The 24,352-nt window shown below is 42.0% G+C and carries 20 protein-coding genes; 14 read left to right on the top strand and 6 right to left on the bottom strand.

The annotated features are described in order from the left end of the window. Positions 1-21: 21 nt before the first annotated feature. The 4 genes from modC to OFY17_RS13330 are packed head-to-tail and all read right to left on the bottom strand — an operon-like array spanning position 22 to position 2,975. A complete protein-coding gene (gene modC, locus OFY17_RS13345; RefSeq protein ID WP_263531233.1) occupies positions 22-1,140 on the bottom strand; it encodes a molybdenum ABC transporter ATP-binding protein in 1,119 nt (372 codons plus the stop codon). Further along, positions 1,137-1,829 carry a molybdate ABC transporter permease subunit gene (gene modB / locus OFY17_RS13340; protein ID WP_263531232.1) on the bottom strand — a complete coding sequence of 231 codons (693 nt, stop codon included), beginning with the start codon at positions 1,827-1,829 and terminating at the stop codon, positions 1,137-1,139. The genes modC and modB overlap by 4 nt, the downstream gene beginning before the upstream one ends. A 9-nt stretch (positions 1,830-1,838) precedes the next feature. Then, positions 1,839-2,609 (bottom strand): molybdate ABC transporter substrate-binding protein, encoded by a 771-nt coding sequence (gene modA, locus OFY17_RS13335; protein ID WP_263531231.1) that lies wholly within the window; start codon positions 2,607-2,609, stop codon positions 1,839-1,841. Between the two features lie 36 nt (positions 2,610-2,645). Next, positions 2,646-2,975, bottom strand: a complete 330-nt coding sequence (locus tag OFY17_RS13330) for a Rieske (2Fe-2S) protein (protein WP_263531230.1) — start codon at positions 2,973-2,975, stop codon at positions 2,646-2,648. Positions 2,976-3,181: 206 nt separating this feature from the next. On the opposite strand from OFY17_RS13330, the gene OFY17_RS13325 reads away from it, so the two are divergent. Together OFY17_RS13325 and OFY17_RS13320 are read left to right on the top strand one after the other, a co-directional pair. Then, positions 3,182-5,476 (top strand): transglycosylase domain-containing protein, encoded by a 2,295-nt coding sequence (locus OFY17_RS13325; protein WP_263531229.1) that lies wholly within the window; start codon positions 3,182-3,184, stop codon positions 5,474-5,476. Positions 5,477-5,664: 188 nt separating this feature from the next. Continuing rightward, the gene (locus OFY17_RS13320) at positions 5,665-6,480 is read left to right on the top strand and encodes a substrate-binding periplasmic protein (protein WP_263531228.1); all 816 of its coding nucleotides are present in this window, start codon (positions 5,665-5,667) and stop codon (positions 6,478-6,480) included. 105 nt (positions 6,481-6,585) lie between these two features. On the opposite strand, the gene glgA is transcribed toward OFY17_RS13320, so the two are convergent. After that, complete coding sequence (gene glgA, locus OFY17_RS13315; protein WP_263531227.1) at positions 6,586-8,022, bottom strand: glycogen synthase GlgA; 1,437 nt, start codon at positions 8,020-8,022, stop codon at positions 6,586-6,588. Between the two features lie 94 nt (positions 8,023-8,116). Between glgA and glgC the strand changes: the two genes are divergently transcribed. The 8 genes from glgC to acpS all read left to right on the top strand — a co-directional run bounded on the left by glgC (position 8,117) and on the right by acpS (position 15,883). Beyond that, positions 8,117-9,370: a glucose-1-phosphate adenylyltransferase gene (gene glgC, locus OFY17_RS13310; RefSeq protein WP_263531226.1), complete on the top strand. Its 1,254-nt coding sequence runs from the start codon at positions 8,117-8,119 to the stop codon at positions 9,368-9,370. 271 nt (positions 9,371-9,641) lie between these two features. Further along, positions 9,642-10,268 (top strand): riboflavin synthase subunit alpha, encoded by a 627-nt coding sequence (locus OFY17_RS13305; RefSeq protein WP_263531225.1) that lies wholly within the window; start codon positions 9,642-9,644, stop codon positions 10,266-10,268. A 181-nt stretch (positions 10,269-10,449) separates the two neighbouring features. After that, positions 10,450-12,255: a translation elongation factor 4 gene (gene lepA / locus OFY17_RS13300; RefSeq protein ID WP_263531224.1), complete on the top strand. Its 1,806-nt coding sequence runs from the start codon at positions 10,450-10,452 to the stop codon at positions 12,253-12,255. Positions 12,256-12,302: 47 nt separating this feature from the next. Further along, positions 12,303-13,127: a signal peptidase I gene (gene lepB, locus OFY17_RS13295; RefSeq protein ID WP_263531223.1), complete on the top strand. Its 825-nt coding sequence runs from the start codon at positions 12,303-12,305 to the stop codon at positions 13,125-13,127. A 17-nt stretch (positions 13,128-13,144) separates the two neighbouring features. Further along, positions 13,145-13,828 (top strand): ribonuclease III, encoded by a 684-nt coding sequence (gene rnc, locus OFY17_RS13290; protein WP_263531222.1) that lies wholly within the window; start codon positions 13,145-13,147, stop codon positions 13,826-13,828. Further along, the gene (gene era / locus OFY17_RS13285; RefSeq protein WP_263531221.1) at positions 13,821-14,723 is read left to right on the top strand and encodes a GTPase Era; all 903 of its coding nucleotides are present in this window, start codon (positions 13,821-13,823) and stop codon (positions 14,721-14,723) included. Before rnc ends, era begins: the two co-directional genes overlap by 8 nt. A gap of 5 nt (positions 14,724-14,728) precedes the next feature. Beyond that, positions 14,729-15,466 carry a DNA repair protein RecO gene (gene recO, locus OFY17_RS13280; RefSeq protein WP_263531220.1) on the top strand — a complete coding sequence of 246 codons (738 nt, stop codon included), beginning with the start codon at positions 14,729-14,731 and terminating at the stop codon, positions 15,464-15,466. A gap of 30 nt (positions 15,467-15,496) precedes the next feature. Next, on the top strand, positions 15,497-15,883 hold the full coding sequence (acpS, locus tag OFY17_RS13275; protein ID WP_263531219.1) for a holo-ACP synthase: 387 nt from the start codon (positions 15,497-15,499) through the stop codon (positions 15,881-15,883). Here acpS and OFY17_RS13270 read toward each other — a convergent pair. Then, positions 15,861-18,644, bottom strand: coding sequence for a response regulator (locus tag OFY17_RS13270; RefSeq protein WP_263531218.1), 2,784 nt, complete (start codon positions 18,642-18,644; stop codon positions 15,861-15,863). The two genes, acpS and OFY17_RS13270, sit on opposite strands and share 23 nt — an antisense overlap. Before the next feature lie 284 nt (positions 18,645-18,928). On the opposite strand from OFY17_RS13270, the gene cysM reads away from it, so the two are divergent. The 4 genes from cysM (at position 18,929) to mazG (ending at position 24,309) form a co-directional block, all read left to right on the top strand. Next, the gene (cysM, locus tag OFY17_RS13265) at positions 18,929-19,828 is read left to right on the top strand and encodes a cysteine synthase CysM (RefSeq protein ID WP_263531217.1); all 900 of its coding nucleotides are present in this window, start codon (positions 18,929-18,931) and stop codon (positions 19,826-19,828) included. An 81-nt stretch (positions 19,829-19,909) separates the two neighbouring features. Beyond that, positions 19,910-21,241 (top strand): 23S rRNA (uracil(1939)-C(5))-methyltransferase RlmD, encoded by a 1,332-nt coding sequence (gene rlmD / locus OFY17_RS13260; protein ID WP_263531216.1) that lies wholly within the window; start codon positions 19,910-19,912, stop codon positions 21,239-21,241. Continuing rightward, positions 21,242-23,488 carry a GTP diphosphokinase gene (gene relA, locus OFY17_RS13255; protein ID WP_263531215.1) on the top strand — a complete coding sequence of 749 codons (2,247 nt, stop codon included), beginning with the start codon at positions 21,242-21,244 and terminating at the stop codon, positions 23,486-23,488. It abuts the gene before it with no gap. Continuing rightward, positions 23,485-24,309, top strand: coding sequence for a nucleoside triphosphate pyrophosphohydrolase (gene mazG / locus OFY17_RS13250; protein WP_263531214.1), 825 nt, complete (start codon positions 23,485-23,487; stop codon positions 24,307-24,309). Before relA ends, mazG begins: the two co-directional genes overlap by 4 nt. The last annotated feature ends 43 nt before the right edge of the window (positions 24,310-24,352 follow it).

Below are 24,352 nucleotides of genomic sequence, written 5' to 3'. Positions count from 1 at the left end.
TTTATCTTTAGACTTAAGTTATTACCTTAGCAGGGCGACAGACTTTATTTGAGCTATGGTATGTTGCCCTTTCTTAAGGTCTAGTGTGTGGGCGGATAAACGAGTTATTCTAGCTAAGATAGGAGTATCACCAGCAAGCAGTCTCACTAATACCATGCTTTGGTCTTTAGGGTCGCGTGCTATATCATCTACAGACACTTTTAAACGATTGAGAATGCTAGACTTCTCATCTTCTGCTAAGGTGAGACTCACGTCTTTAGCTTGCACACGAATACGCAAAGTATCGCCGACCTTTTCTTCCCCACTTTGTATTTTTATATCTTGTCCATTGACCTCTAATCGAGATAAGCCCCACTCTTCCAGCCTTTCACTAACTTTTCCTGATATAACGACACTTGCACCTTGATGGTGTGAAAATGCCGTACCTAACTGCCCTAATAAGTCTTGGGTATTACCTTGCTCAATAACTCTGCCTTTATCTAGGACAATCATGGAATCTGCTAAACGTATGACTTCATCCAAAGAGTGACTGACATATAAGATTGGCATATTGGCTTGTCTGCATACCTTTTCTAGATAGGGGAGGATTTCCTGTTTTAAGGTTTCATCTAGAGCAGTGAGGGGCTCATCCATCAAGAGCAATTTAGGTTGTATTAAGAGTGCTCTGGCTATGGCGACACGTTGACGCTCTCCACCGGAAAGCTCTGAAGGATAGTGGGATAAAATAGGTGCGATGTTAAGCAGCTGAATCACTTCCTCATAACTTATTGAAGGTGTCACCTTAGTTGCTCTTTTACAGGCAAACTCCAGATTACTTTTAGCAGTTAAGTGAGGGAAGAGGTTTGCTTCTTGGAATACGTAGCCAACGGGACGTTTATGGGGCGGAAGGCATGAAGAAGGAGACAGCCATTCATCGTCATGTAGTGATATATTCCCTGTCAGCCTGTCTTCTAGCCCAGCGATACAACGTAACAGCGTTGTTTTTCCTGAACCGGAAGGGCCAAAGATCGCGGTAACACCCGTGCTTGGAATGTCTAGGTCTAGGTGTAAAGAAAAGTCAGAAGTCGATGCGTATTGCTGTTGAAGGCATACTCTTAAACCGTTTCTACTTTTTGTTGCTGGCTTCTGGATTTTGCTCATAAAACGCCCTCACTTGATGTTTTCTGGCGCTTTTTTGTCTTGTATAGAAGTGTTAAAACAAGAAAAGAAAAAACAATCATGATCAATGACAGAGTATGGGCTTGGTCATATTCAAGGGCTTCAACATGATCATATATTTGCACGGAAATGACCTGAGTCTCATTTGCTATATTGCCACCTATCATGAGTACAACTCCAAACTCGCCCACTGTGTGAGCAAAGCCTAAAACCGCAGCGCTAAGATAACCGTGTTTAGCGAGGGGCAAGACGACAGTGAAAAAAGACTCTAGAGGTGAGGCTCTAAGTGTAGCGGCGGCTTCCAAAGGTTTATTTCCAATGGCAGCAAAGGTATTTTGCAGCGGTTGTATAACAAAGGGTAATGAATACAACATAGAGGCAATGACTAGACCGTTAAAGCTAAAGGGTAAAGCTGATAAGCCTAATTGTTCTAGAGTTTGTCCAACCATGCCATTGGGGCCAAGTAATATTAATAGGTAAAAACCCAGTACGGTAGGCGGCAAAATTAACGGCATGGTAACGATTGCGTTAATTGGCCCTTTTAGCCAAGAATGAGTTCTTGCCAACCACCAAGCTAAGGGAGTGCCCATGATGATTAATAAAACCGTCACGACACTAGCAAGTTTTAGCGTAAGCCATATGGCTCCAATGTCTTCTGGGCTAAGTTGCATCAATTCGGCCTAATGTATAGTGTGTTCATACCCGAATTGGGCGATTTTGGCCTGAATGTCGGCACGCATTAAAAATGCCATAAATTGATGGGCTAATACAGGTTTTTCCGTTGTCGATAGAACCACACCTGCTTGATGTATTTCCTTGTGAAGGCGTGTTGGTACTTCTAAGTAATAGCCTAGTTGGGGACGGCTAAGTGCTTGGGAAAGGGCAATCAAACCTATATCGGCATTTTGAGAGTAAGCAAATTGAAAGGCTTGTCCGACACTTTCTCCTTTCACTAATTTTTCTTTAGAGCCCTCCCACAAAGATAGGCTCCGCAGACTTTCTTCTGCAGCCACACCATAAGGTGCAAACCTTGGGTTTGCGATCGCAATATGTTGGGCATTTGAAATAGCCGTTTTTAAATCTGTGGCGGTAAATGGAGATCTGGACCATACAACTAATTTACCTTTTGCATACACAGCCAAACTAGTTTTTTCTGCCTTTTGTGCCTCGATGAGTCTTTGTGGTTTGATTAGATCAGCAGAAAGGAAAATATCATAAGGGGCATTATGGTGAATTTGGGCGAAAAGTTTGCCGGATGATGCAAAGGACAGTTGTATGGAGTTTCCCGTTTCTGCCTCGAACTCTTGAGCTATTTGTTTTGCTGGTAGTATAAAGTTTGTTGCGACAGCAACATGTAAGTCGGTTGATAAAGCAGCATTGGATGCCGTTGTGAAAACGAAAAGACTAGCCCAAAAAAGGACTCTCTTAAGCAGAGGCAAGATGTACATCATGGTGTTTTAATCGCCTCATATTAAGAAATTGTATTGTTAAGAGAGTAGTAAATAGTAATTCCCTTGCTCTATTCCCAGTATTTCCTTCTGTAGTGCCATTCCACTGCAAGGTCCGGTAATACAGCAGCCATCTTGTAGTGAAAAAAGAGCGCCATGGTGATCGCATTGTATATAGTCCCCGTCTTCATCAAGAGGAGCTGTGCTCGACCAATTTAAGCGTTTATTCTGATGAGGGCAGAGGTTTTTGTAAACTATGATTTGACCTTGTTGTTTAGTAATTAAAAGGTCCTGATTGGCGAGCTGAAGGGCTTGAACTTCTCCTTCACCGAGTTTGCTTGTATTGGGGATAAGGTACTTATGAAACACAAGGTGACCGCGCTTTTATTATATAGTGGCTGAATTAGTATTTAAGTAAGTGTGAGTTACGCTTTACCCACATTAATTACTCTAAAGCGCCATGTTGTGCGAGTCAACATGTAAAGAATGAGTTAGTTTTAGCAAGTCCCATTGCCTGTGTTCTAATGGCTCCTTATACTTCACCCATGACATCAAGAAAATCTAAAGCTAAGCCAGTGGCTAAACGCAAACCCGTACGTAAAAACTCCCCTCGAAAGAAGAAAAAGGCCAATAAACCTTCCCTATTGAAGAAAGTGTTCTTTTTTTGCTTTAAATGGGGGACGCTAGCCGCCATCATTTTGAGTATCCCCCTTGCTATTTGGGTGTGGTGGCTAAATGGACAAGTGGTTGAGCGCTTTGAGGGACAGAAGTGGCAAGTGCCTTCTGAAGTTTATAGTGCGCCAATCGTTCTTAAAGCCGGCTCGCCTTGGGAAAAATCTAGCCTTGAAAACCTGCTTGAAGAAACTGGCTATCGGTTTGGTAAAAATAGCCAAAATGTTGGTTGGGCCGCTAGAAGCACAAGTAAGGTGAGTGCACATCTACGCTCTTATGTTGATCACTTGGGCTTTCATGAAAGCCAACGGCGTATCTTCACATTTAATGGTGGTCGCCTTGGTATTCAAACCCTTGGCGGTGAAGCGGTTGAAGAAGCAAGAATTGAACCTCAACGCATCGGCTATTTATATGGAGGTAATACAGAAAGCCGTCATATTTTGACCTACGACGAGATTCCTAAGCCTTTGATAGATATTTTGATAGCAGTGGAAGATAGAGACTTCTATCAGCACTGGGGGATATCGTTATCAGGCATTGCTCGTGCCTTTGTAGTCAACCTAACTCAAGGTGCCCGTCGTCAGGGAGGGTCAACTCTTACCCAGCAACTTGTTAAGAATATGTATTTAAGCTCTGAACGCACCTATACACGCAAGTTAACAGAAGTGGTGATGAGCTTGTTGCTTGAGTACCATTATTCGAAAGAGGCCATCCTTACGGCTTATATTAACGAGGTATATTTAGCGCAGCTTGGCAGGAGTGCGTTGCATGGTTTTTCTGCAGCCAGCCAGCACTTTTTTGGTCGTCCTGTTAATGAATTAAATATTGATGAATTTGCGTTGTTGGTTGGAATGGTGAAAGGACCTTCTTTATATAATCCTGAACGCTCACCTACACGTTCTAAAGAGCGTCGGAATACTGTGTTGGCTATTCTTAAAGACCTTGGTCGACTTAAATCCTCAGATTACAACACTTTAATCAAACGCCCTGTTTTATTGGTCAAGCAACGTCGAACTCGCTCAGTGTATGGCGATTACTTGGACTTTGTTGCTATGCAGCTATCCCGTGATTTTGACGAAAAAACGTTGGCAACAGAAAATTTGCGAATTTATACGGGTGTGGATATTCGTGCTCAGAGAGCAGCAAACAAGGCTATGCGTCAACAAGTGGCTAACTTAGTTAAGCGAGATAGCGGTTTAAAAGGCTTGCAGGGGGCAATGGTGGTGACTGACCGTTTATCTGGGCAGGTTCGCGCTATCGTAGGCTCTAGCGGAGATTATTATACTGGCTTCAATCGTGCTCTGGGAGCTGTGCGACCAATAGGTTCGCTGGTTAAACCGCCTTTGTATTTATCAGCTTTAGCGACAGGGCGTTATACGTGGTGGTCAAAGGTAGAAGACAAAGCAATGCGTTTTGACGTAGGAGGGCAGATATGGGAACCCTCGAACTATGATCGTAAAACCCATGGTGAAGTCCACCTTTATGAAGCCTTGGCCAAATCTTATAACTTAGCAACTTTGTCCCTTGCTAATGATATAGGCTTTGATCGTGTTGGGGATACGCTAAGACAGTTAGGTGTTAAAAGGCCATTTGTGATGCGCCCTTCCACGGCCTTAGGAGCGCTAGAGTTGTCACCTTTTGAAGTGTCTCGTCTTTACCAACCAATTGCTTCTCAAGGAAAAAGCAGTGACTTGGGTGTAGTGCTTGCGGTCATGGATCAAGATGATAACTTAATTAAACGCTTTGATCGGCGGGCAGATGTACCATTTACGGATGCTGTTTTGGCGGTAGCGTTAGATGGCATGACAAAAACGCCTAAATTAGGCACAGCCAAAGCTTCTCAGGCCGTGTTCCCTAATCTATATTTCGCAGCCAAAACAGGCACTACCAATAATCAAAGGGACAGTTGGTTTGTGGGGATAACAGGAGATCATGCGTCAACGGTTTGGCTTGGTGATGATGATAACCAGCCCTTGAGTATCACCGGCAGTAGTGGGGCTCAGAAGGTATGGATCGACTTTACAGAAGAAGTTGGTCCTCGATCATTGCCAGATACGTTACCAAATGGTGCACGACGAATGAATGTTTTAAAAGACAAGTTTTCGGTGGCGTCAAGTCGGTGTGAGGAAAAGGAAGAGCTAGCCTTTCTTGAAGGCACTCAGCCTAAGGGGCGGTCTTTGTGTTTGTGGCCGTTTTGATCTTGTAAGTTTTTGTTAAACGGTTAGTTTTTATAAATATAATTCATCTTGACTGTATGGTTGGTATTGGTTTTTTTGCATATAATTGTTTCCAATCATTTTATTTAAATAGCGTTTTTTTTATAGCTTATTAGGCTTAATAAAGAATGTCCCTTAAGTAATCTACCAATAATAGATAGGTAAAGTTTATGGGATTAAGAAAATCGTCATTTCTTAGTTTTGTGTTAGGGGTTCTGTTTGTTAATTTTGCTTTTGCCGAACAGAATTTGGATTCTTCTTTGGAGTCGAATTGTACCTCTATCTCAGCTACCGGTAATTCAGAATACCCTCCCTTTATTTGGCAAAGCCATACGGAGCCAAGTCAGCTGATCGGCGCTATTCGGCATATAATGGATGAACTTAGTAAGCGTATAGATATACCCTTATCAATGACACATTCAGGGCTTTGGTCGCAAGCTCAAAGTGATGTCAGGAATGGTGAGAAAGACTTGCTTGCTGGTGCGTTTTATACCAACGAACGGGCTAATTACATGGAATATTTTATGCCGATTATATTTCATACCCGAAGTGTGGTTTGGCAAAATAAGCAACATTTATTCACCTTTAATACAAAGGAAGATCTAGAGGGTAAGTGGGGTGTTACCGTTATCAATAACAGTTTTGGCGAAGAGTTTGATTCCTATGCTCGCCGTCGACTAAATATATTAACTGTCTCTAGTGTGCAAAAGGCACTGGAACTCTTGGTAAACAGTAAAGTTGATTATTTTCTTTACGAGAAAAACCCTGCAACAGCATACGTTGATCTATTGAACCTTTCGGGGCAAGTGATTCCAGCTGAGCCACATATTAGCAGCGAAGGTATTTATCTTACCTTATCAAAAAAATCACCATGTAATACCCCGCTTATCAAGCAAAAAATTGAAATGGCTTTGGTTGATATGAAAAGGGAAGGTTTTATTAATGAAGCAATCTTAAAGGGCTCTGAGGACTGGCATTTACAATAATATTAGTCGCCTTGCTAGAAGGGGCTCTGTAATTCGTGTTAATGAAAAGTAATAAAAAAGGCATTGGTAAGTTACCAATGCCTTTTTTATTGGTCAGGTACGAGATTATTCTCTCGTTAAAGACTCATAAAGTTCTATCCACTGGTCTGTAACTGAGTCCCAGCTGAAGTCATAAGACATGGCATTGCGTTGCTTTTCTTCAAAGCTAGCGTCTTCGCTTGTGAAGCTATCGTAACAACGTACCATCGCAGCTTCTAGAGAAGGTACATCAGCGTCATGGAAAACAAATCCATTTGGTTTATCTCCACCTTCAAAAACGGTATCAGCGAGCCCTCCTGTCTGGCGAACTATAGGTAGAGTGCCGTACTTTAATGCATACAATTGGGTTAAGCCGCAAGGTTCGAATCTAGACGGTATTAATAGCGCATCTACACCTGCTTGCAATCGGTGAGAGTAGTCTTCAGAGTAACCTACGCGTATTGCTACCTGCTGTGGGTAATCTTCTTGTAACTTTAAGTAAGCCGATTCAAGGTGTTTGTCTCCAGACCCTAGCAATACTAAACGAGCTCCTTTGTTAAGAAGAGCGGGCATCGCTTCTAAAAGAAGGTCTAGACCTTTTTGCTCTGTTAATCTGCTGACTACACCAAAGATAGGTTGGCTCAAGTCTTCAGGAAGCGAATTTTCTCGCAAAAGTGCAAGCTTGTTGGTTTGCTTTTTATCTAGTGTGTTTAAAGAGTAGTTTTCTTCAATGATGGTATCTTTTTCCGGTGACCACTGGTTGTAATCAACACCGTTTAGAATGCCATGTAGCTTGTCTTGCATGGAGCGTAATGTACCATCTAATCCGTCGCCATATTCTGACGTAAGAATCTCTTTGGCATAAGTTGGGCTCACTGTCGTAATCGCATCAGAGTAGACAAGTCCAGCTTTTAACGCTGAAAAACGCCCGTAGAACTCCATTCCGTGCATGTCCAATAACTCTGCTGATAAATGTGTATCAGCAAACTTACTCATTTCAAAACTGCCGTTATAGCGTAGATTGTGAACGGTTGTCACGATAGGAATGTGCTTCACTTTCCAACTTTTTAAATAAGCCGCAGCTAAGCCTGTCTGCCAATCGTTTAGATGTAATATGTCGGCTTGCCAACCAATTAAATTACCATGAAGAGATAGAGTGGCAGCGGCCCAAGATAAAGCGGCAAAGCGAATATGGTTGTCTTCATAATCAATGCCGTTATTGTCGACATAAGGACCATCCTCTCTTTCGAAAAGCGCTTGGCATTGTAATAACCAAATAGGAGTATCGCTTTCAGGAATGTGAGTTTCTAAAAGTAACAAATCCCCTCTATTAAACGGGTTGCCAAGATTGATAGTCTTTTGGATCGGAGCAACTTTTTCCAGTATGTTTTGGTAGGCAGGCATGATAAGTTTAACATCATGTCCTTTTTTTCGTAGGGCCACAGGAAGTGCTCCTGCGACATCGGCCAATCCGCCAGTTTTGATTAGAGGGTAAATTTCGGAGGCAAGAAAGAGAATTTTCATTTCGTATCATCTTATTTGTTTTAGTGTTAATAAAAATAAACAGCGTAACTAAACTAAACTCAAAATATCGAGTGAAGAATATTAAGGGAATTTTATGGATTTAAATACAGCACGTATGAAAACAGTGTCTATTATTTTAGCCGGCGGACGTGGTTCTAGATTGAAGCAACTCACGGATAATCGGTCTAAGCCTGCCGTTCCCATTGCAGGTAAATATAAGATAGTCGACTTTCCTCTATCTAACTGTATTAATTCAGGGATGCGTCAAATAGCTGTATTAACTCAATATCGCTCACATACATTGAACCAGCATATTCAGCGTGGCTGGAACTTCTTACGGTCAGACTTTAATGAGTTTATTGAGCTATGGCCTGCTCAGCAGCAGACAGGTGGCGATTGGTATCAAGGTACTGCGGATGCCGTTTACCAAAACCTATCCATGATAGAGAGCTTAGACAGCGAATATATCCTAATCCTTGCTGGTGATCATGTTTATAAACAAGATTACAGTGTGATGTTACAAGAACACATAGATAATAACGCTGATGTTACAGTGGCTTGTATTGAAGTGCCGATTAAAGAAGCTGATCAGTTCGGTATTATGCATATCGACGAAGATGACAATATTATTGCCTTTGAAGAGAAACCTTCTAATCCTCCGACAATGCCTGGTAAAGATGATGTTAGTCTTGCCAGTATGGGCATCTATATTTTTAGCACGAAATTTTTGTCTGAAAACCTAAGATCAGATGCAAGTGACAATGATTCTAGCCACGACTTTGGTAAAGACCTAATTCCATTATTTGTGGGCCGCAGTAAAATTAAAGCCCATCACTATGTTCGTAGTGCTATTAAAAATGAAGAATACCCAGATAAACCTTATTGGAGAGATGTAGGTACACTGACTGCCTATTGGGAAGCCAATATGGACCTGACTCGTCTAGTTCCTGAGTTGGATCTATATGATGAAGATTGGCCTATCAGAACGACTCAATATCAAAGACCGGCCGCTAAGTTTAATTACAATTATGAAGAACGCATTGGCACAGCTCTGAATTCAGTTGTCTCAGCAGGCTGTATCGTATCGGGCTCCACCGTTGATAAGTCCATTCTATTTAACAATGTTCGAGTTAACTCCTTTTCCTATGTGAACAAATCTGTAGTGCTGCCACGTTGTGATATAGGTAGGCATTGTCGTTTAACGAATGTTGTTGTGGATTCTGATTGTCGTATTCCAGAAGGTACTATTATTGGTGAAGACGCTGTTGCAGATGCAGAGCGCTTCTACCGAAACAAAGATGGTATTACTTTGGTAACACAAGAAATGATAGAAGCACTTTCAGAGTGATTGATGCTTAAGTCAGTAACCTCGTATATGAAAACCGCTTTTTAAAAGCGGTTTTTTGTTTTTTGTCGACTAAAAATACTTGATAATGGGTGTTGCTCTTCCAATAGGGTTATCCCCGCCACCTGTGGATAACCCTATTGGTGAACAGGTGATAACTCGCTCTATGGCTTTATTTTCCTAGCCTAAAGGTTTGACGTTCATTTTTTCTACATATGTTATTTAAAATAGCTTTGGCTGTATTAAATTAGTTTTTTATTACAAAGAGGTCTTTATGTTTACCGGTATTGTTCAGGGGATTGCTACTGTTTCAGCCGTCTTGGAAATGGGCGTTAATAAGCGTCTACAAGTTGATTTTCCGTCTGGGGTTATGTCAGAGCAACAACTAGGTGCAAGTGTGGCGATCAATGGTGTTTGTTTAACGGTAGCAGACATTGCAGAAGACTCTTTAGCATTTGATGTGATTGATACCACTTCAGCTCTTACTAACATAGGTAGCTTAATGGCTGGTCAACGAGTGAACTTTGAGCGCGCCGCCAAGATGGGAGATGAAATCGGTGGTCATATTATGTCTGGCCATATCATGACAACGGTTGGGGTCTCAAAGGTAGAAAGGAATGCGGAAAGTGTGCATATCCGCTTTGTTACTGACCAACAGCAAAAGGTGGATGCCCGTCGTTACTTATTTGATAAAGGCTATGTGGGCTTAAATGGGGCCAGTTTAACTATCAGCGATATTGGCGAAGATTGGTTGGAAGTGTCATTGATTCCTGAAACATTGAGACTGACAACCTTTGGTGAGTTGTTAGTAGGGGATAGAGTCAATTTAGAAATAGATGCCCATACTCAAGCGACCGTCGATACGGTAGAAAGAATTTTGCAAAAAAAGGCGCTGATTTAGCTTAACGACATAAAAGCTGGAGACTTGGTTGAATCACTAATATCAATGGAGTCCTAGCGTAATTTTCGGTAGAATGCTCGGCAATTTCAATTCTAATAACTTATTAATCCATACTTTTTTATTCTTGGGTTAAAAGTGAAGAATAATCATTCAAATATCGCTGTCATAGTGTGAGTAAATAGTGTCTTCAAAAAATCTTAAGCACATACGTAATTTTAGTATTATCGCCCATATCGATCACGGTAAATCCACCTTAGCAGATCGCTTTATTCAAACTTGTGAAGGCTTGAGTGAGCGTGAAATGTCAGCTCAGGTTCTTGACTCAATGGACATTGAACGAGAGCGTGGAATCACCATCAAAGCTCAGAGTGTGACCTTGGATTACCATGCGAAAGACGGTGAGGTTTATCAATTAAACTTTATCGACACTCCTGGGCATGTGGATTTCTCTTATGAAGTATCTCGCTCTTTAGCTGCTTGTGAAGGTGCCTTGCTGGTGGTTGATGCAGCACAGGGTGTTGAAGCTCAATCGGTCGCGAACTGTTACACGGCGATTGAACAAGGCCTAGAAGTAATGCCTGTCTTAAATAAGATTGACTTACCTCAAGCAGAGCCAGATCGTGTAAGCGAAGAAATTGAAGAGATCATTGGTATCGACGCTATGGGCGCGGTGACCTGCTCAGCGAAAACCGGCATGGGTGTTGATGATGTGCTTGAACGTTTGGTTGCAACTGTCCCTGCCCCTGAAGGGGATGTGGATGCGCCGCTTCAAGCGCTGATTATCGACTCATGGTTTGATAACTATTTGGGTGTTGTCTCCCTTGTTCGAATTAAACAAGGAACTTTGCGTAAGAAAGACAAGATTTTCATTAAATCGACTAAGCAAGCTCACCCTGTAGATATGGTAGGTATCTTTACTCCAAAACGTAAAGACACTGGTATCTTAAAAGCGGGTGAAGTGGGCTATGTCGTTGCTGGTATCAAAGACATTCACGGGGCGCCAGTCGGGGATACCATTACCCACGCTGCAACGCCAAATGTAGAGCAGCTAGACGGTTTCCAGAAAGTTAAACCGCAGGTGTATGCAGGTGTTTTCCCTGTTAGCTCTGATGATTACGAAGATTTCCGCGTTGCACTAGAAAAACTGACATTGAATGACGCTTCCTTGTTTTTCGAACCTGAAAGTTCGGATGCGCTAGGTTTTGGTTTCCGTTGTGGCTTCCTAGGTATGCTACATATGGAAATCATCCAAGAGCGTTTGGAACGTGAATACAACTTGGATTTGATTACCACAGCACCTACGGTTGTATTTGAAATTGAACTAAACAACGGTGAAGTAATCTACGTTGACAGCCCATCTAAAATGCCTGATCCAGGCACAGTGAAAGAGATGCGTGAGCCTATTGTAGAAGCGAATATTTTAGTACCGCAGGAATATTTGGGTAATGTAATTACTTTGTGTATCGAGAAACGTGGTGTACAAAAAGACATGCAATATGTCGGTCGACAAGTGCAATTACGTTATGAGTTACCAATGAACGAAGTAGTGATGGATTTCTTTGATAAGTTGAAATCTTGTAGCCGTGGCTTTGCGTCTTTGGACTACAGTTTTTCTCACTTCTCAGCAGCGCCATTATGTCGTTTAGATATCCTTATCAATGGTGAAAGGGTAGATGCCTTAGCCTTGATTATGCACAAGGATAATGTTCAATATCGCGGTCGAGCCTTGTGTGAAAAAATGAAAGATTTGATTCCCCGTCAAATGTTTGATGTGGCGATTCAAGGTGCCGTAGGCGCCAAAGTAATCTCGAGAACAACGGTTAAAGCCTTACGCAAAAATGTAACCGCTAAGTGTTATGGTGGTGATGTCAGTCGTAAGAAGAAACTATTACAGAAGCAAAAAGAAGGTAAGAAGCGTATGAAGCAGGTGGGTAATGTTGAAGTACCACAATCTGCTTTCCTTGCGGTTTTACAGCTGGATAGTTAATCGACAAATTAGGGGCTGTCTTTTAAGTCCCAATGGAGAACAGTGAAATGGCGTTTGATTTTGAGTTGATATTAGCCGCGGCGTTTTTAATTACCGGTGCCTTTTGGGTCTATGATCGTATTGTCTATGCTCCGAAACGTGCATTGGTTCTGGATAGTATGCCAGCAGAAGCTAAAAAAGCACTCAATAAAGAAGCTCAGCAAAGGCTAGCAGACACACCTAAATATGTCGCTGAAATCAAATCATTCTTCGTGATTATTGCAGTGATCTTTGGCTTGCGTTCTTTTGTTGTTGAGCCTTTCCAAATTCCATCTGGTTCTATGTTGCCTACATTGGAGATTGGTGACTTTATTTTGGTGAACAAGTTTGAGTATGGGGTACGTTTACCCGTATTGAATACCACGATAATACCAACAACAACGCCATCTCGTGGTGATGTTGTGGTATTTAAATACCCTGAAAACCCAAGCTTAAACTATATTAAACGTTTGATTGGTTTGCCTGGAGACAAAGTTAGTTATCGAAATAAAGAGCTTACAGTGAATGGCGAGCCTGTTGATAAAGAGTTATTAGCTAAACTGTCAGTGTCTTTGAATCCTAGCAGAGAGCCCGTTCAAGTCTTTAAAGAATCCCTAGGTGATGTAGAGTTTGAAACCTACAACAGTTATAGAAACACGCCTAAGGAAGGGGAGTGGACAGTACCGGAAGGTCATTATTTTGTGATGGGTGATAACCGAGACAACAGTGCGGATAGCCGTTTCTGGGGATATGTGCCAGAAGAGAATATGAAAGGCCGTGCTTTTTATGTGTGGCTATATTGGAATGAGTTTTTTAGCCTTCCGAGCTTTAAACATAATGGCCTAATTAAATAAGAATTATTGGAGAAGTTTTGAATTCACCTTATCAAAAATTGAGTCGACGTCTAGGCTACTTTTTTGCTGACCTTGGCCTATTAGAGCTTGCTCTAACTCATAGAAGCTTTGGCGGTAAAAACAATGAACGCCTAGAGTTCTTGGGTGACTCAATATTGAATTACATTATTGCTGAAGACTTATTTCATCGCTTCCCGAAAGCCAAGGAAGGGGAACTAAGTCGTTTACGTGCCTCCTTAGTTAAGGGTGATACCTTGGCTGAGATAGCGAGAGAGTTTCAACTTGGTGATTTCCTTAAGCTTGGTGCAGGGGAGTTAAAGAGTGGCGGCTTCAGAAGAGACTCGATTTTAGAGGACGCTGTTGAAGGTATTATTGGTGCCATATTTCTTGATGCTGGAATGGATATTTGCCGTCAGCATGTACTGTCTTGGTACAAGTCGCGATTAGACGCCACTTCATTGAAGAGCGTGACGAAAGACCCTAAAACCTTGTTACAAGAATATCTTCAGGCGCATAAATATTCTTTGCCTCAATACAGTGTGATTAATATTGAAGGTGATCCCCATGATCAAACTTTTAATGTCCATTGTCATGTCGATTTACTAGAAGAAGTTGTCGAAGGAACTGGCAATAGTCGCCGCATAGCGGAGCAAAACGCAGCAGCAAAAGCGTTAAAAAAATTGGAAGCTAAAAATGTCTGAAGTGGCAGTAACGCATTGTGGTTATGTAGCAATTGTTGGTAGGCCCAATGTTGGTAAATCAACCTTGTTGAACCATATCTTAGGGCAGAAGCTATCAATTACTTCTCGTAAGCCGCAAACCACCCGAGATCAAATCCTTGGTGTGAAGACGGAAGGGCATGTACAAGTCATTTATGTCGATACGCCTGGACTGCACATTGGGGAAAGTAAAACGATTAACCGTATCATGAACAAAACGGCAACCGCAGCATTAAAAGATGTGGATGTTGTGCTATTTGTGATTGATGGGGATCGCTGGACGGAAGAAGACGAGTCTGTTTTACAAAAAGTGAAGCACGCTACTTGCCCGGTAATATTAGTGGTTAACAAAGTGGATCAATTTGATCAAAAAGAAAATCTGCTGCCGCGTTTAGCTAACTTTGCGGATCGTATGTCTTTTGCTCAAATCGTGCCTATTTCAGCGCTGCGTAATGATAACCTCGACCGCCTCGAAAGATTAGTGGAAAGCTATATTCCTGAGGGGATGCAGTTTTATCCTGAAGATCAGATCACTAACCGAAGTTCACGTTTCCTAGCAGCCGAGATTGTGCGAGAAAAAATTACGAGGCAGTTGGGCCAAGAAGTGCCTTATGAAGTGGCTGTGCAAATTGAAGAATTCCGATACGAAGAATCAGCGATACATATCAGTGCGTTGATCTTGGTTGAGCGTAATGGTCAAAAGCGCATTATCATTGGTGATCGAGGCGAAAAAATTAAGCTGATTGGTAAAGAAGCTCGTATTGATATGGAAGACCTGTTTCAGCATAAGGTAATGCTAAATTTGTGGATTAAAGTGCGTTCAGGCTGGTCTGATGATGAGCGAGCTTTGGCTAGTTTAGGGTATCAAGCGGAATAACCAGTATGCGGGCCACTGCCTATGTTATTCATACTCGCCCTTTTCAAGATGGAAAAATATTATTAGACCTCTTTACGCCTGAACAAGGCCTAATTCGTGGGGTGTGGCGTTTGCCAAAAAAAGAGGCTCGGGTGATTCCTGGGCCTTTTTTGTGTTTTGAGATTGATTATGTTGGTCGTAGTGAGCTAAAAACGATTAAAAGCTTGGAGTCTGTTAACGCGGGTCTTACGTTAGAGGGCTTGCCTCTATATGCGGCCTTATATGCCCATGAATTACTCGAAAAGTTGTTACCACTTAATTTACCGCTGCCAGATGTGTTTTCTCTATATGAATGGTTAATCAAGAGTTTGTATTCTGGCGCACCTATTGCTCCGCTTTTACGTCGTTTTGAAGTCGGGGTGTTTGCCGAATTAGGTGTGTCGATTAACATGCAATCGACAGGACGAGGGCAGCTTGTTGAGAAAGAGCAGCTGTATCAATTTCATCATAAGTTTGGTTTGCGTCCCTATTTTGGGGAAACTCTAAAACAAGCACCTATGCTTTTTGTCGAAGGTCAGGTTGCACTAAATTATAGTGCGGGGCAGTGGACGAATAAAACTGTGTTGAGTTTGGCGAAAGAGCTTCATCGTCATTGGCTAGACCATGTTTTAAATGGTAAGCCTATTGTTGCTAGGCGTTTATTACCAAAACACACTTTTCAAGGTGAGCGTCATATGGGCGTGCCTATTTTTCGCAGTGAATAGCGTCGTTGCTTTTAAGAAAGGAAGAAAAAATTGATCATTGGTATTGGAACGGACTTAGTAGATATCACTCGCATTGCCGACTCCATTGAGCGTGTGGGGGAGCGTTTTATACAACGAATACTGACTCCAGAAGAGATTGCTCGCTGGTCGAACATCAGCAATAAAGAACAGGCAAATGCCTATGTTGCTAAACGCTTTGCAGCAAAAGAAGCCGCCGTAAAGGCGTTAGGAACAGGAATAGGGTCAGGCGTGAGCTTTCAGCATTTCAGTGTTAGTAATCTGGCATCTGGTCAGCCAGTATTAGAGGTCGATGATTGTATCGCTGCGCGCTTTAATTTTCCTGTCAATTGGCATTTGAGCCTTACTGATGAGCTAGCCTATGCACAAGCATTCGTTATTTTAGAGTCCAAGGTATAAGCTCCCTATGGCTTAGCAAGTCCTCAATAGACTCTATGAAATCTTCAGCTACGCCTTCTACGTCTTCTAGCCCCAGTTCTTTTAAGTGGGTCTCTAAAAAGCCTGCATGGCGGGCGATGCTAACGGTTCCTGTGTATTTTGAAGCGCCGTGAATTCTATGTACTACTTCAATCAGCTTTTCTGTGTCATGGTTTTCTAGGTGATGCTGGATAAGTTTTTTCTCGCTATCTAATGAATTTGCCAGCATATCAAACATCTCTTTGGCGATTTCTTCTTTGCCATCTACTATGGCGAGTGCTTTTTCTAAATCAAAAATATCTACCATTTTTTGATCTATTTGATCCTGTAGAGAGCTTGGGTTTTTATGCCAAGTTTCAATGGTGTTAAGCAGAATATCCTCATCTATTGGCTTGGTTAAATAATCGTTCATACCGGACGAAAGTATCTGTTGTTGCTCTGAATTTAAGGCGTGTGCGGTTAATGCAATGATAGGGGTATCCTTATGGGATGGCAGTGCTCGGATGTGTTTAGTGGTCTCCATGCCATCCATTTCAGGCATCTGAATATCCATAAAAATGAGGTCATAAGCTTCTTGGGTTGCCATTTCTATGGCTTGTTTCCCGCTATAGGCCAACGAGAATTCAATATTCTTTGGGGTGAGCCAATGGCCAAGTAGTTGCAGATTAATAGGGCTATCATCAACGGCGAGAATTTTTAGCCCTTGTAGTCTGTTAGGTGAAGATTGGGTTGCCTCTGTTGATATTTCCGCAGGGGAAGAAACTAGCTCAGGTGATGTGGAATGTATGTTTTCTAGTGCGTTATAGAGTCTATCTTGGCTTATTGGCTTTAGTAGAATATCACTAGATAAGTTCTTTAACGCATCATAGTGAGATGCCTGACCCGACGGTTGAATCATAATGATGAAGGGTAGCTGGTATTGCTCGTATGCATAGCTGATTAGCTCCCTCGCTTCTTGGATGCTCTGTTTATCGGGCATAACGCTCAGTAGGATGGAATCTATTTTCTCATGCTGCTTATGAATCGTACTGATAATCTGCTCTAAATCCGAACATGGGGTGCAAGTAACGCCGATACTCTGTAAATAGTTATCTATATAACTTCGGTAGGCGGCACTTGGCTCCAGAAGTACAACGTGCTTTTCTAAGGGGGCGTATTGGTTTTGTTGTTTGTTAGAAACTTTTAGCGTTAATGTGAAGCGAAAGGTAGAACCAACTCCTGATGTACTACTCACATCAATAGTACCGTTCATCTGCTCAACCAGTTTTTTGGTAATGACTAAGCCAAGCCCAGTCCCTCCAAATTGTCTTGTAGTGCTGGTGTCAACCTGTGAGAAAGGTTTGAATAGTCGGTCTATCTTATCTTCTGGAATACCAATACCTGTGTCGATTATTTGAAAAGAAAGGTTGATCTTTTTGTCGCCATTGGCAATGACCGAAACCTTTGTACGGATAGAGCCTTGGTGAGTAAATTTTATGGCGTTGCCTATCAGGTTATTTAAAATTTGTCTGACGCGGGTGCTGTCACCAATGAACCACTCTGGCATATCCGTTTGAAAGTCAGGAATTAGGTCAATGTCTTTGTTGTTGCTTAGCAGGTTAATACTGAGTGTCTGATATACCTCGTCGACTAACTTTTTCAAATTAAAGTGGCCGTTTTCTAAACTGAGTTTTCCTGCTTCAATTTTAGAGAAATCTAAAATGTCACCAATAATCGCTAATAAGTTATTAGTGGATTGTTGAATGGTTTCAATATAGAGCTGATTTTGTGGGTCGGTAATGCCTTTTTTGAGTGTTTTGGTATAGCCTAAAATGGCATTTAAAGGCGTTCGTACTTCGTGACTAATATTGGCTAGAAACTGAGATTTCAGTCGGTTAGATTCCATCGCTTCACGATTGGCGATGAGTAATTGAGCCCCTTTTTCTTCCATGCTATCCATGCTGCGGCGCATGTCTTCTGTAGACTCTTCAATGCCGGCAGTTAATTCTTCATGGTGCTTTTCTAGCCTCTCAGTGAGGTCTAAGAGATCGGCTTGTATTGAGGAGTATTCGGTAGGGAGCCTCGTGAGTTTAACGGACGAGAACTGCCCCATAACGAGTTTATTGAGAGAGCTGCTAACCTTGTTGATAGGGAGTGCTAAGTTTTGCGATATTCTTAATGCCCCCCAAATTATTATGATGTTGTAAATGGTGAGGATAAAAAGTACTAAGCTTGCATATTGGTATTTTTCTACTTGCCGTACTGAGGTGCTGGCATCAATTTTCACCCAACCGATGAGGTCCTTTTGTACCGGAGTATCTAGAAGTCTTGTTTGAGTGTTAAAGGCTTCATCAAGTCGGTTATTAGTGTAGTAAATTGGCCTTACTGAATCCAAATGAGTATCGTGTTCTATGATATAGCTTTGCTCAGTTAAACTCGGTTGGTCATTATCTGAGGGGTTGCCTAGTTCTGCGATAATAACCTTCTCATGATTGAATATTTGAACACTATTGATGTCTTGGTTATTTAAAGCGTTTTGTAGAATGCTTAGCATCATATTTTGATCAGAAAAAATAATGGCATATTCACTGGTTGTGGCTACCAGTTTGGTAATATCTTCCGTTCTTTCAAGTAGATGTTTATTTAGGTCGTTGAAGCGAGAAGATAATAAGAAAAATGCAGAAAGTAGGGAAACAAGGAAGACGGGAGTAAATAGCGCCCAGAATAGTTTATTATCAATGCTTAACTGTGCCACTCGTTTCATAATGTTAGAATTCTATTTAATACTGTTGAATAATTGAATCAGGTTGCGGCGTTGAATAGTGCTGCTTTTATCGATTCTTGGTTCACCTAGGCGAGTAATACATTACGCTTAGGCTGAATAAAACCACGTTTTAAAGAAATTGAAGAAAAAGCATTGCTTTGAAATTGTGTAATTAACACTAAGTTTATAACGCATTCTTCTTAGTATTTTATACCCTAAGTACTTTTTAATAGGCACTATATAAGTGTCATTCCCTATGTCATCAATGTCAATGAAGTTTTTTTATGATTGAGTATCCTACGATTGAGTCCTTAATTGGTCAGACTCCTTTAGTCCGTTTACAACGTATTAACCCTAATCCAACTAATACTATTTTACTGAAGTTAGAAGGCCAAAACCCGGCAGGTTCGGTGAAGGATCGCCCTGCCTTAAATATGATCCACCAAGCCGAAGTCCGAGGTGATATCAAACCCGGAGATAGCTTGATTGAAGCGACTAGTGGTAACACAGGCATCGCTTTGGCTATGACAGCAGCAATCAAGGGTTACCATATGCATTTAATTATGCCGGATAATATGAGCCAAGAACGTAAGTCAGCCATGAGCGCCTATGGTGCTACCTTGCATTTAGTGAGCAAAGAAGAGGGGATGGAAAGGGCTCGTGATTTGGCTCAAGAGATGCAGGCGCAAGGTGTAGGTAAAGTATTGAATCAATTTGCCAATAAAGACAACCCGAATGCGCACTACCTCAGTACAGGCCCTGAAATTTGGCAACAAACACAAGGAACCGTGACTCACTTTGTCAGTTCGATGGGAACAACTGGAACCATAATGGGCGTGTCTCAATATTTAAAAGAACAAAATAGTGATATACAAATTATAGGCTTACAGCCTCAGGATGGCGCTAGTATTCCGGGAATACGTCGTTGGGAAAAAGAGTATTTGCCTTCAATATTTGATGAGAAAAGAGTCGATCGAGTGATGGACGTAGCTCAAGAAGATGCTGAAATCACAATGCGTCGCCTTGCTAAAGAAGAGGGTATTTTTTGCGGTGTTTCATCAGGTGGGTCAGTCGCAATGGCGTTAGCGTTATCAAAGCAACTTAATAATGCGGTGATTGTTGCCATTGTATGTGACCGAGGAGATAGGTACTTGTCTACGGGAGTGTTTGATACAGGGAACTAGTTCTCTGTATTTGTCGTATAGATAGTTTGGAGGATAGGATAGAATCCTACTTTGACTATTTATCAACAAAGAGCACTCCCAGTGAAAAACAGATCTACAGCACGACGCAGCCCTAAAAAGAGCCCTCTAGGCCCATCTCAAACATTTGTTATCGATGGGCTAACTCATGAAGCTAAAGGCGTGGCGCGTTCACAGGGTAAAGTGGTTTTTGTAGAGGGCGCTCTGCCGGGAGAAACAGTGACTGCGCAGATTACTAAATTTGGTCGTCGCTTTGATGAGGCAAAGCTTACAGAAGTACTTCAAGAAAGTGATAGTCGGGTAACACCAGCTTGTGAGCACTTTCATTCATGTGGCGGCTGTAGTTTTCAGCATTTAACAAATAGCTCTCAGCTGTCCGCAAAGTCGGATTGGCTAAAAGGACAAATGCGACGAGTCTTTCCCCAAGGCTTGTTAGAGTCGCTTACTGACACACCTTTAGAGTACCGTCGTCGAGCACGTATTTCGGTGGACCATAAAAGCCAAGCATTGAAGCTGGGCTTCCGGGAAAAAAATTCAAACTCTATTATCTCTATCGATCAATGCTTGGTATTGACTCGTGGACTTCAAGCTATTTTTTCCTCCCTTAAGCAAGAGCTACAGGGAAGTGAGTTAATAAAATCACTTGGCCATATTGAATTATTAGAAGATACCAAAGGGGTTTCTGTTCTATTGCGTTTAACCGAAGATGTGGTTGATCCTGTGAAAGAAAACCTCGGAAAGTGGGCTCAAGACGAACAAGTACATTTATATTGGCAAGCACCAAAAGAGAGCAAAGCAAGTGTTGCCCGAGAGCATATGCGCCATTATGATTTAGATGGCTTGCGCCTGTATTATCACCCGCAAGATTTCATTCAAGTAAATGCTCCTATGAATGAAAAAATGGTTGCGCAGGCCTTGGGCTGGTTGCAGCCTAATCAAAATGATGTGATCTTAGATTTGTTTTGCGGTGTAGGTAATTTTTCGTTGCCACTGGCGAAGCGGGCAAAATCCGTAGTGGGTGTGGAGGTGCAAGATAGCATGGTGCAAGCCGCTCAATATAATGCAGATATAAACAAACTCACTAATTTGTCGTTTGTTGCTGCGGATCTCTCTAAGCCAGTGTCAAAAAAATTAAGTGCTGAAAAAGTGACTAAGGTGTTGTTGGACCCACCACGATCCGGCGCCTATGAATTTCTTCAGAGCATAATAAAATTAAAACCCAAGCAAATCTTGTATGTTTCTTGCAGTGCTTCTACTTTAGCTAGGGATGCTGAGTATTTAGTCGAGAATGGCTATAAAGTATTGCGTGTGGGCTTGATGGATATGTTCCCTCAAACATCGCATGTTGAAACAATGATGTTGCTACAAAAAAGCAGTAAATCTAAGGGTAAGTAAATGGTAACAGTAAGGAAGGACCACCCAGTATTAGACGATGGTAATGTGGACATCGATACTTGGATGCAACAGTTTGATGACTCAATTGATGAGGGCACTCGTATACCTTTACGTATGGCTTGTGCATTAGTGAGGCAGACTGAGCAGCAGTGTGGAAAACCGTCTTATTGGGGGCCGCAAGCGAGTACCTTCCGTGCTGGACTGGAGATGGTTGAAATTTTGTCGGGTTTTCGGGCCGATCAAGACTCTTTGGTGGCTGCCGCCCTATATCGCTCTGTTCGAGAAGATCAGTTACCTCTGGCACGGGTTGTTGAAATGTTTGGCCGCAAGGTTGCTTCTCTTATTGAGGGTGTCATGCGAGTCGGAGAAGTCTCAAAAAACCTTACCCCTGATACGGCTGCTGAAGTGCTCGGCAGCAGTGAAAGCCAACTCGAATCCCTGCGTAAAATGCTGGTATCCATCATCGATGATGTTCGGGTTGTATTGATTAAATTGGCTGAAAGGGCTTGCGCGATTAAAGAAGCCAAGCACCAAAGCGAAGAGCGGCGTACTGCTGTGGCTTTGGAAGTACAGAGTGTGTATTCGCCATTAGCCCATCGCTTGGGGATTGGTCACATAAAATGGGAGCTTGAAGATCTTTCATTTCGCTATCTTTACCCTGTTGAATATAAACGTATTGCGTCTTGGTTGGATGAAAAACGCCTTGATAGGCAGCAGTACATAGACGATGTAATACAGTCTTTAGATGGGCGTTTAAAAAGTATCAATATCCATGCGGATTTAATGGGTAGAGCCAAGCATATTTATAGTATTTGGCGAAAAATGAAGCGCAAAAATATTGGTTTTGATGAAGTATACGATGTCCGCGCAATACGTATTCTTGTTGATCAGCCAATGGAATGTTATGGCGTTTTGGGTGTGGTGCATAATTTATGGCGGCCTATCCCCCAAGAATTTGATGACTATATCAGTAACCCTAAAACCAATGGCTACCAGTCTCTTCATACTGCCGTAGTTGGTCCTCAAGGGCGAGCGCTTGAAATCCAGATACGAACACACCAAATGCATGAAGATGCCGAGTTAGGTGTGTGTGCCCATTGGAAATACAAAGGTACAGACTTAAGTTCAAACAGCTCAAGCTATGAAGAGAAGCTACAATGGCTTAGGACAATCTTAGACTTCAATGAAGTGCAGGGTGATTTAGAGTCTCTGACTGAGCAGGTTAGAAGTGATATTGAGCAAGACCGTATCTATGTGTTCACAAAAGATGGTCATGTGGTGGATTTACCTGTGCATGCCACAGCGGTTGATTTCGCTTACCGTGTGCATACTGAAATTGGTCACCGCTGCCGTGGCGCGAAGGTTAACGGCAAAATAATTTCCCTTGTTACGCACCTTAATACGGGCGATAAGGTTGAGATACTAACGACGAAAGAGGGTAGTCCTAGTCGAGATTGGTTGCACCCTTCACTAGGTTATGTGAATACCAGCCGAGCGCGTGCCAAGATACAAGCTTGGTTTAGAAAAGAAGACAGAGAAAAGAATTTAGAGGCAGGCAAACAGCTGCTTGGAAAACAATGGAAGCGTTTAGGTTTTGATGAACATCGTATCAATTATCAAAAAATTGCTTCTCGTTTTAGCTTTAACAGTGAAAGTGACCTTTTTGTTGCCTTAGGAGCGGGTGATATACAGCTAGCCCGTGTACTTAGAGTAATGGATGAGATGTACAGCCTAGATGGAAATGCTGTTTCTCGGCCAATTCGACTTAAGAAAAGCCGACATTCTTCGTCTGATAACGATATTCATATCTTGGGTGTCGGTAAGTTACTGACACTAATGGCTAAATGCTGTAGCCCAATACCTGGCGACAATATAGTGGGTTATATCACCCAAGGTCGTGGTGTTTCGGTGCATAGGCAAGACTGTATTAATGTAGTTCAACTTGGCCTAGATGAACCTGAGCGTATCGTTAATGTTAGCTGGGGTGAGCGGGTTGATAACCAGTATCCGGTGAACATTCAAATTGAAGCCTATGACAGAACGGGCTTATTGAGTGATATCACCAGCTTGCTCGCAAATTCAAAAGTCAATCTATTGTCCATGAACACCCTATCGAAAAAAGAAGATCACACTGCTTTGATCCGCTTTACTATTGAGGTTGGTGAGTTGGATGTATTAAGTCGTCTGCTGAACAGTATCAATCAGCTGCCTAACGTACTTAATGTATTTAGAGAGAGAGACTTTTGAACGAATCCCTAGCGAAATTACAATATGTGATGACCTGCTTGAGAGATCCTGAATTTGGTTGCAATTGGGATAAGAAACAGACATTTAACACTATAGCACCTTATACATTAGAGGAAGCCTATGAGGTTATCGATGCGATTGAGAAAGGGGATTCTGAACACCTAAAAGAAGAGTTAGGTGATTTACTTTTTCAAATCGTATTTTATGCTCAAATGGCTCAGGAAGAGAAACGTTTCACCTTTGAAGACGTGGCAGCAGGCATAACGGAAAAAATGTTACGTCGTCACCCTCATGTTTTTCCAGATGGTGACATTAATCGTTTTGGTGAACCGAACAATCTGACAGAAGAGCAAATAGCTGAACAGTGGCAGGTTATTAAAGCGCAAGAAAAAGTACAGCGAGAGCAGACTAAGAAAACGACCGACGCTAGTGTATTAGCAGAGATACCCTCATCAATGCCCGCGCTTATGCAAGCCGTTAAAATTCAAAAAGAGGTGGCGAAGTATGGTTTTGATTGGCCGACTATCGCACCTGTTTTTGCCAAAGTACGTGAAGAGTTGGATGAACTTGAAGAGGCTATTAAAGAGCAAAGTACCACTCATATTGAAGAAGAGATGGGGGATATCTTGTTTGCCGTGAGTAACTTGTCTCGCCACTTAGCGGTATCGCCCGATATTGCATTAAATAAAACCAATTTGAAATTTCGTCGTCGTTTTGCCAGAGTAGAGAGTCTTGCCAATCAACATGGTAGGGAGCTAAAGGATTGCTCTTTAGATGAGTTAGACCGTTATTGGGAGCAAGCTAAGCAAGAAGGATTATAGGCTTATCTGCTGAATTAGATCTATTCAATGCATTGATTAGGAG

The organism is Marinomonas sargassi, assembly GCF_025716875.1.
GTDB classification, from domain to species: Bacteria; Pseudomonadota; Gammaproteobacteria; order Pseudomonadales; family Marinomonadaceae; genus Marinomonas; species Marinomonas sargassi.
Note: the sequence above shows the minus strand (reverse complement) of the source record. Positions and strands in the feature narration are given on the sequence as shown.

What these genes read in the sequence shown, in the direction of transcription:
- glgA (WP_263531227.1), bottom strand. Translation starts at nt 8,022, where the DNA reads ATGAAAATTCTCTTTCTTGCCTCCGAAATTTACCCTCTAATCAAAACT.
- modC (WP_263531233.1), bottom strand. Translation starts at nt 1,140, where the DNA reads ATGAGCAAAATCCAGAAGCCAGCAACAAAAAGTAGAAACGGTTTAAGA.
- recO (WP_263531220.1), top strand. Translation starts at nt 14,729, where the DNA reads ATGCGGGCCACTGCCTATGTTATTCATACTCGCCCTTTTCAAGATGGA.
- cysM (WP_263531217.1), top strand. Translation starts at nt 18,929, where the DNA reads ATGATTGAGTATCCTACGATTGAGTCCTTAATTGGTCAGACTCCTTTA.
- relA (WP_263531215.1), top strand. Translation starts at nt 21,242, where the DNA reads ATGGTAACAGTAAGGAAGGACCACCCAGTATTAGACGATGGTAATGTG.
- lepB (WP_263531223.1), top strand. Translation starts at nt 12,303, where the DNA reads ATGGCGTTTGATTTTGAGTTGATATTAGCCGCGGCGTTTTTAATTACC.
- modB (WP_263531232.1), bottom strand. Translation starts at nt 1,829, where the DNA reads ATGCAACTTAGCCCAGAAGACATTGGAGCCATATGGCTTACGCTAAAA.
- OFY17_RS13320 (WP_263531228.1), top strand. Translation starts at nt 5,665, where the DNA reads ATGGGATTAAGAAAATCGTCATTTCTTAGTTTTGTGTTAGGGGTTCTG.
- OFY17_RS13305 (WP_263531225.1), top strand. Translation starts at nt 9,642, where the DNA reads ATGTTTACCGGTATTGTTCAGGGGATTGCTACTGTTTCAGCCGTCTTG.
- glgC (WP_263531226.1), top strand. Translation starts at nt 8,117, where the DNA reads ATGGATTTAAATACAGCACGTATGAAAACAGTGTCTATTATTTTAGCC.
- era (WP_263531221.1), top strand. Translation starts at nt 13,821, where the DNA reads ATGTCTGAAGTGGCAGTAACGCATTGTGGTTATGTAGCAATTGTTGGT.
- modA (WP_263531231.1), bottom strand. Translation starts at nt 2,609, where the DNA reads ATGATGTACATCTTGCCTCTGCTTAAGAGAGTCCTTTTTTGGGCTAGT.
- OFY17_RS13270 (WP_263531218.1), bottom strand. Translation starts at nt 18,644, where the DNA reads ATGAAACGAGTGGCACAGTTAAGCATTGATAATAAACTATTCTGGGCG.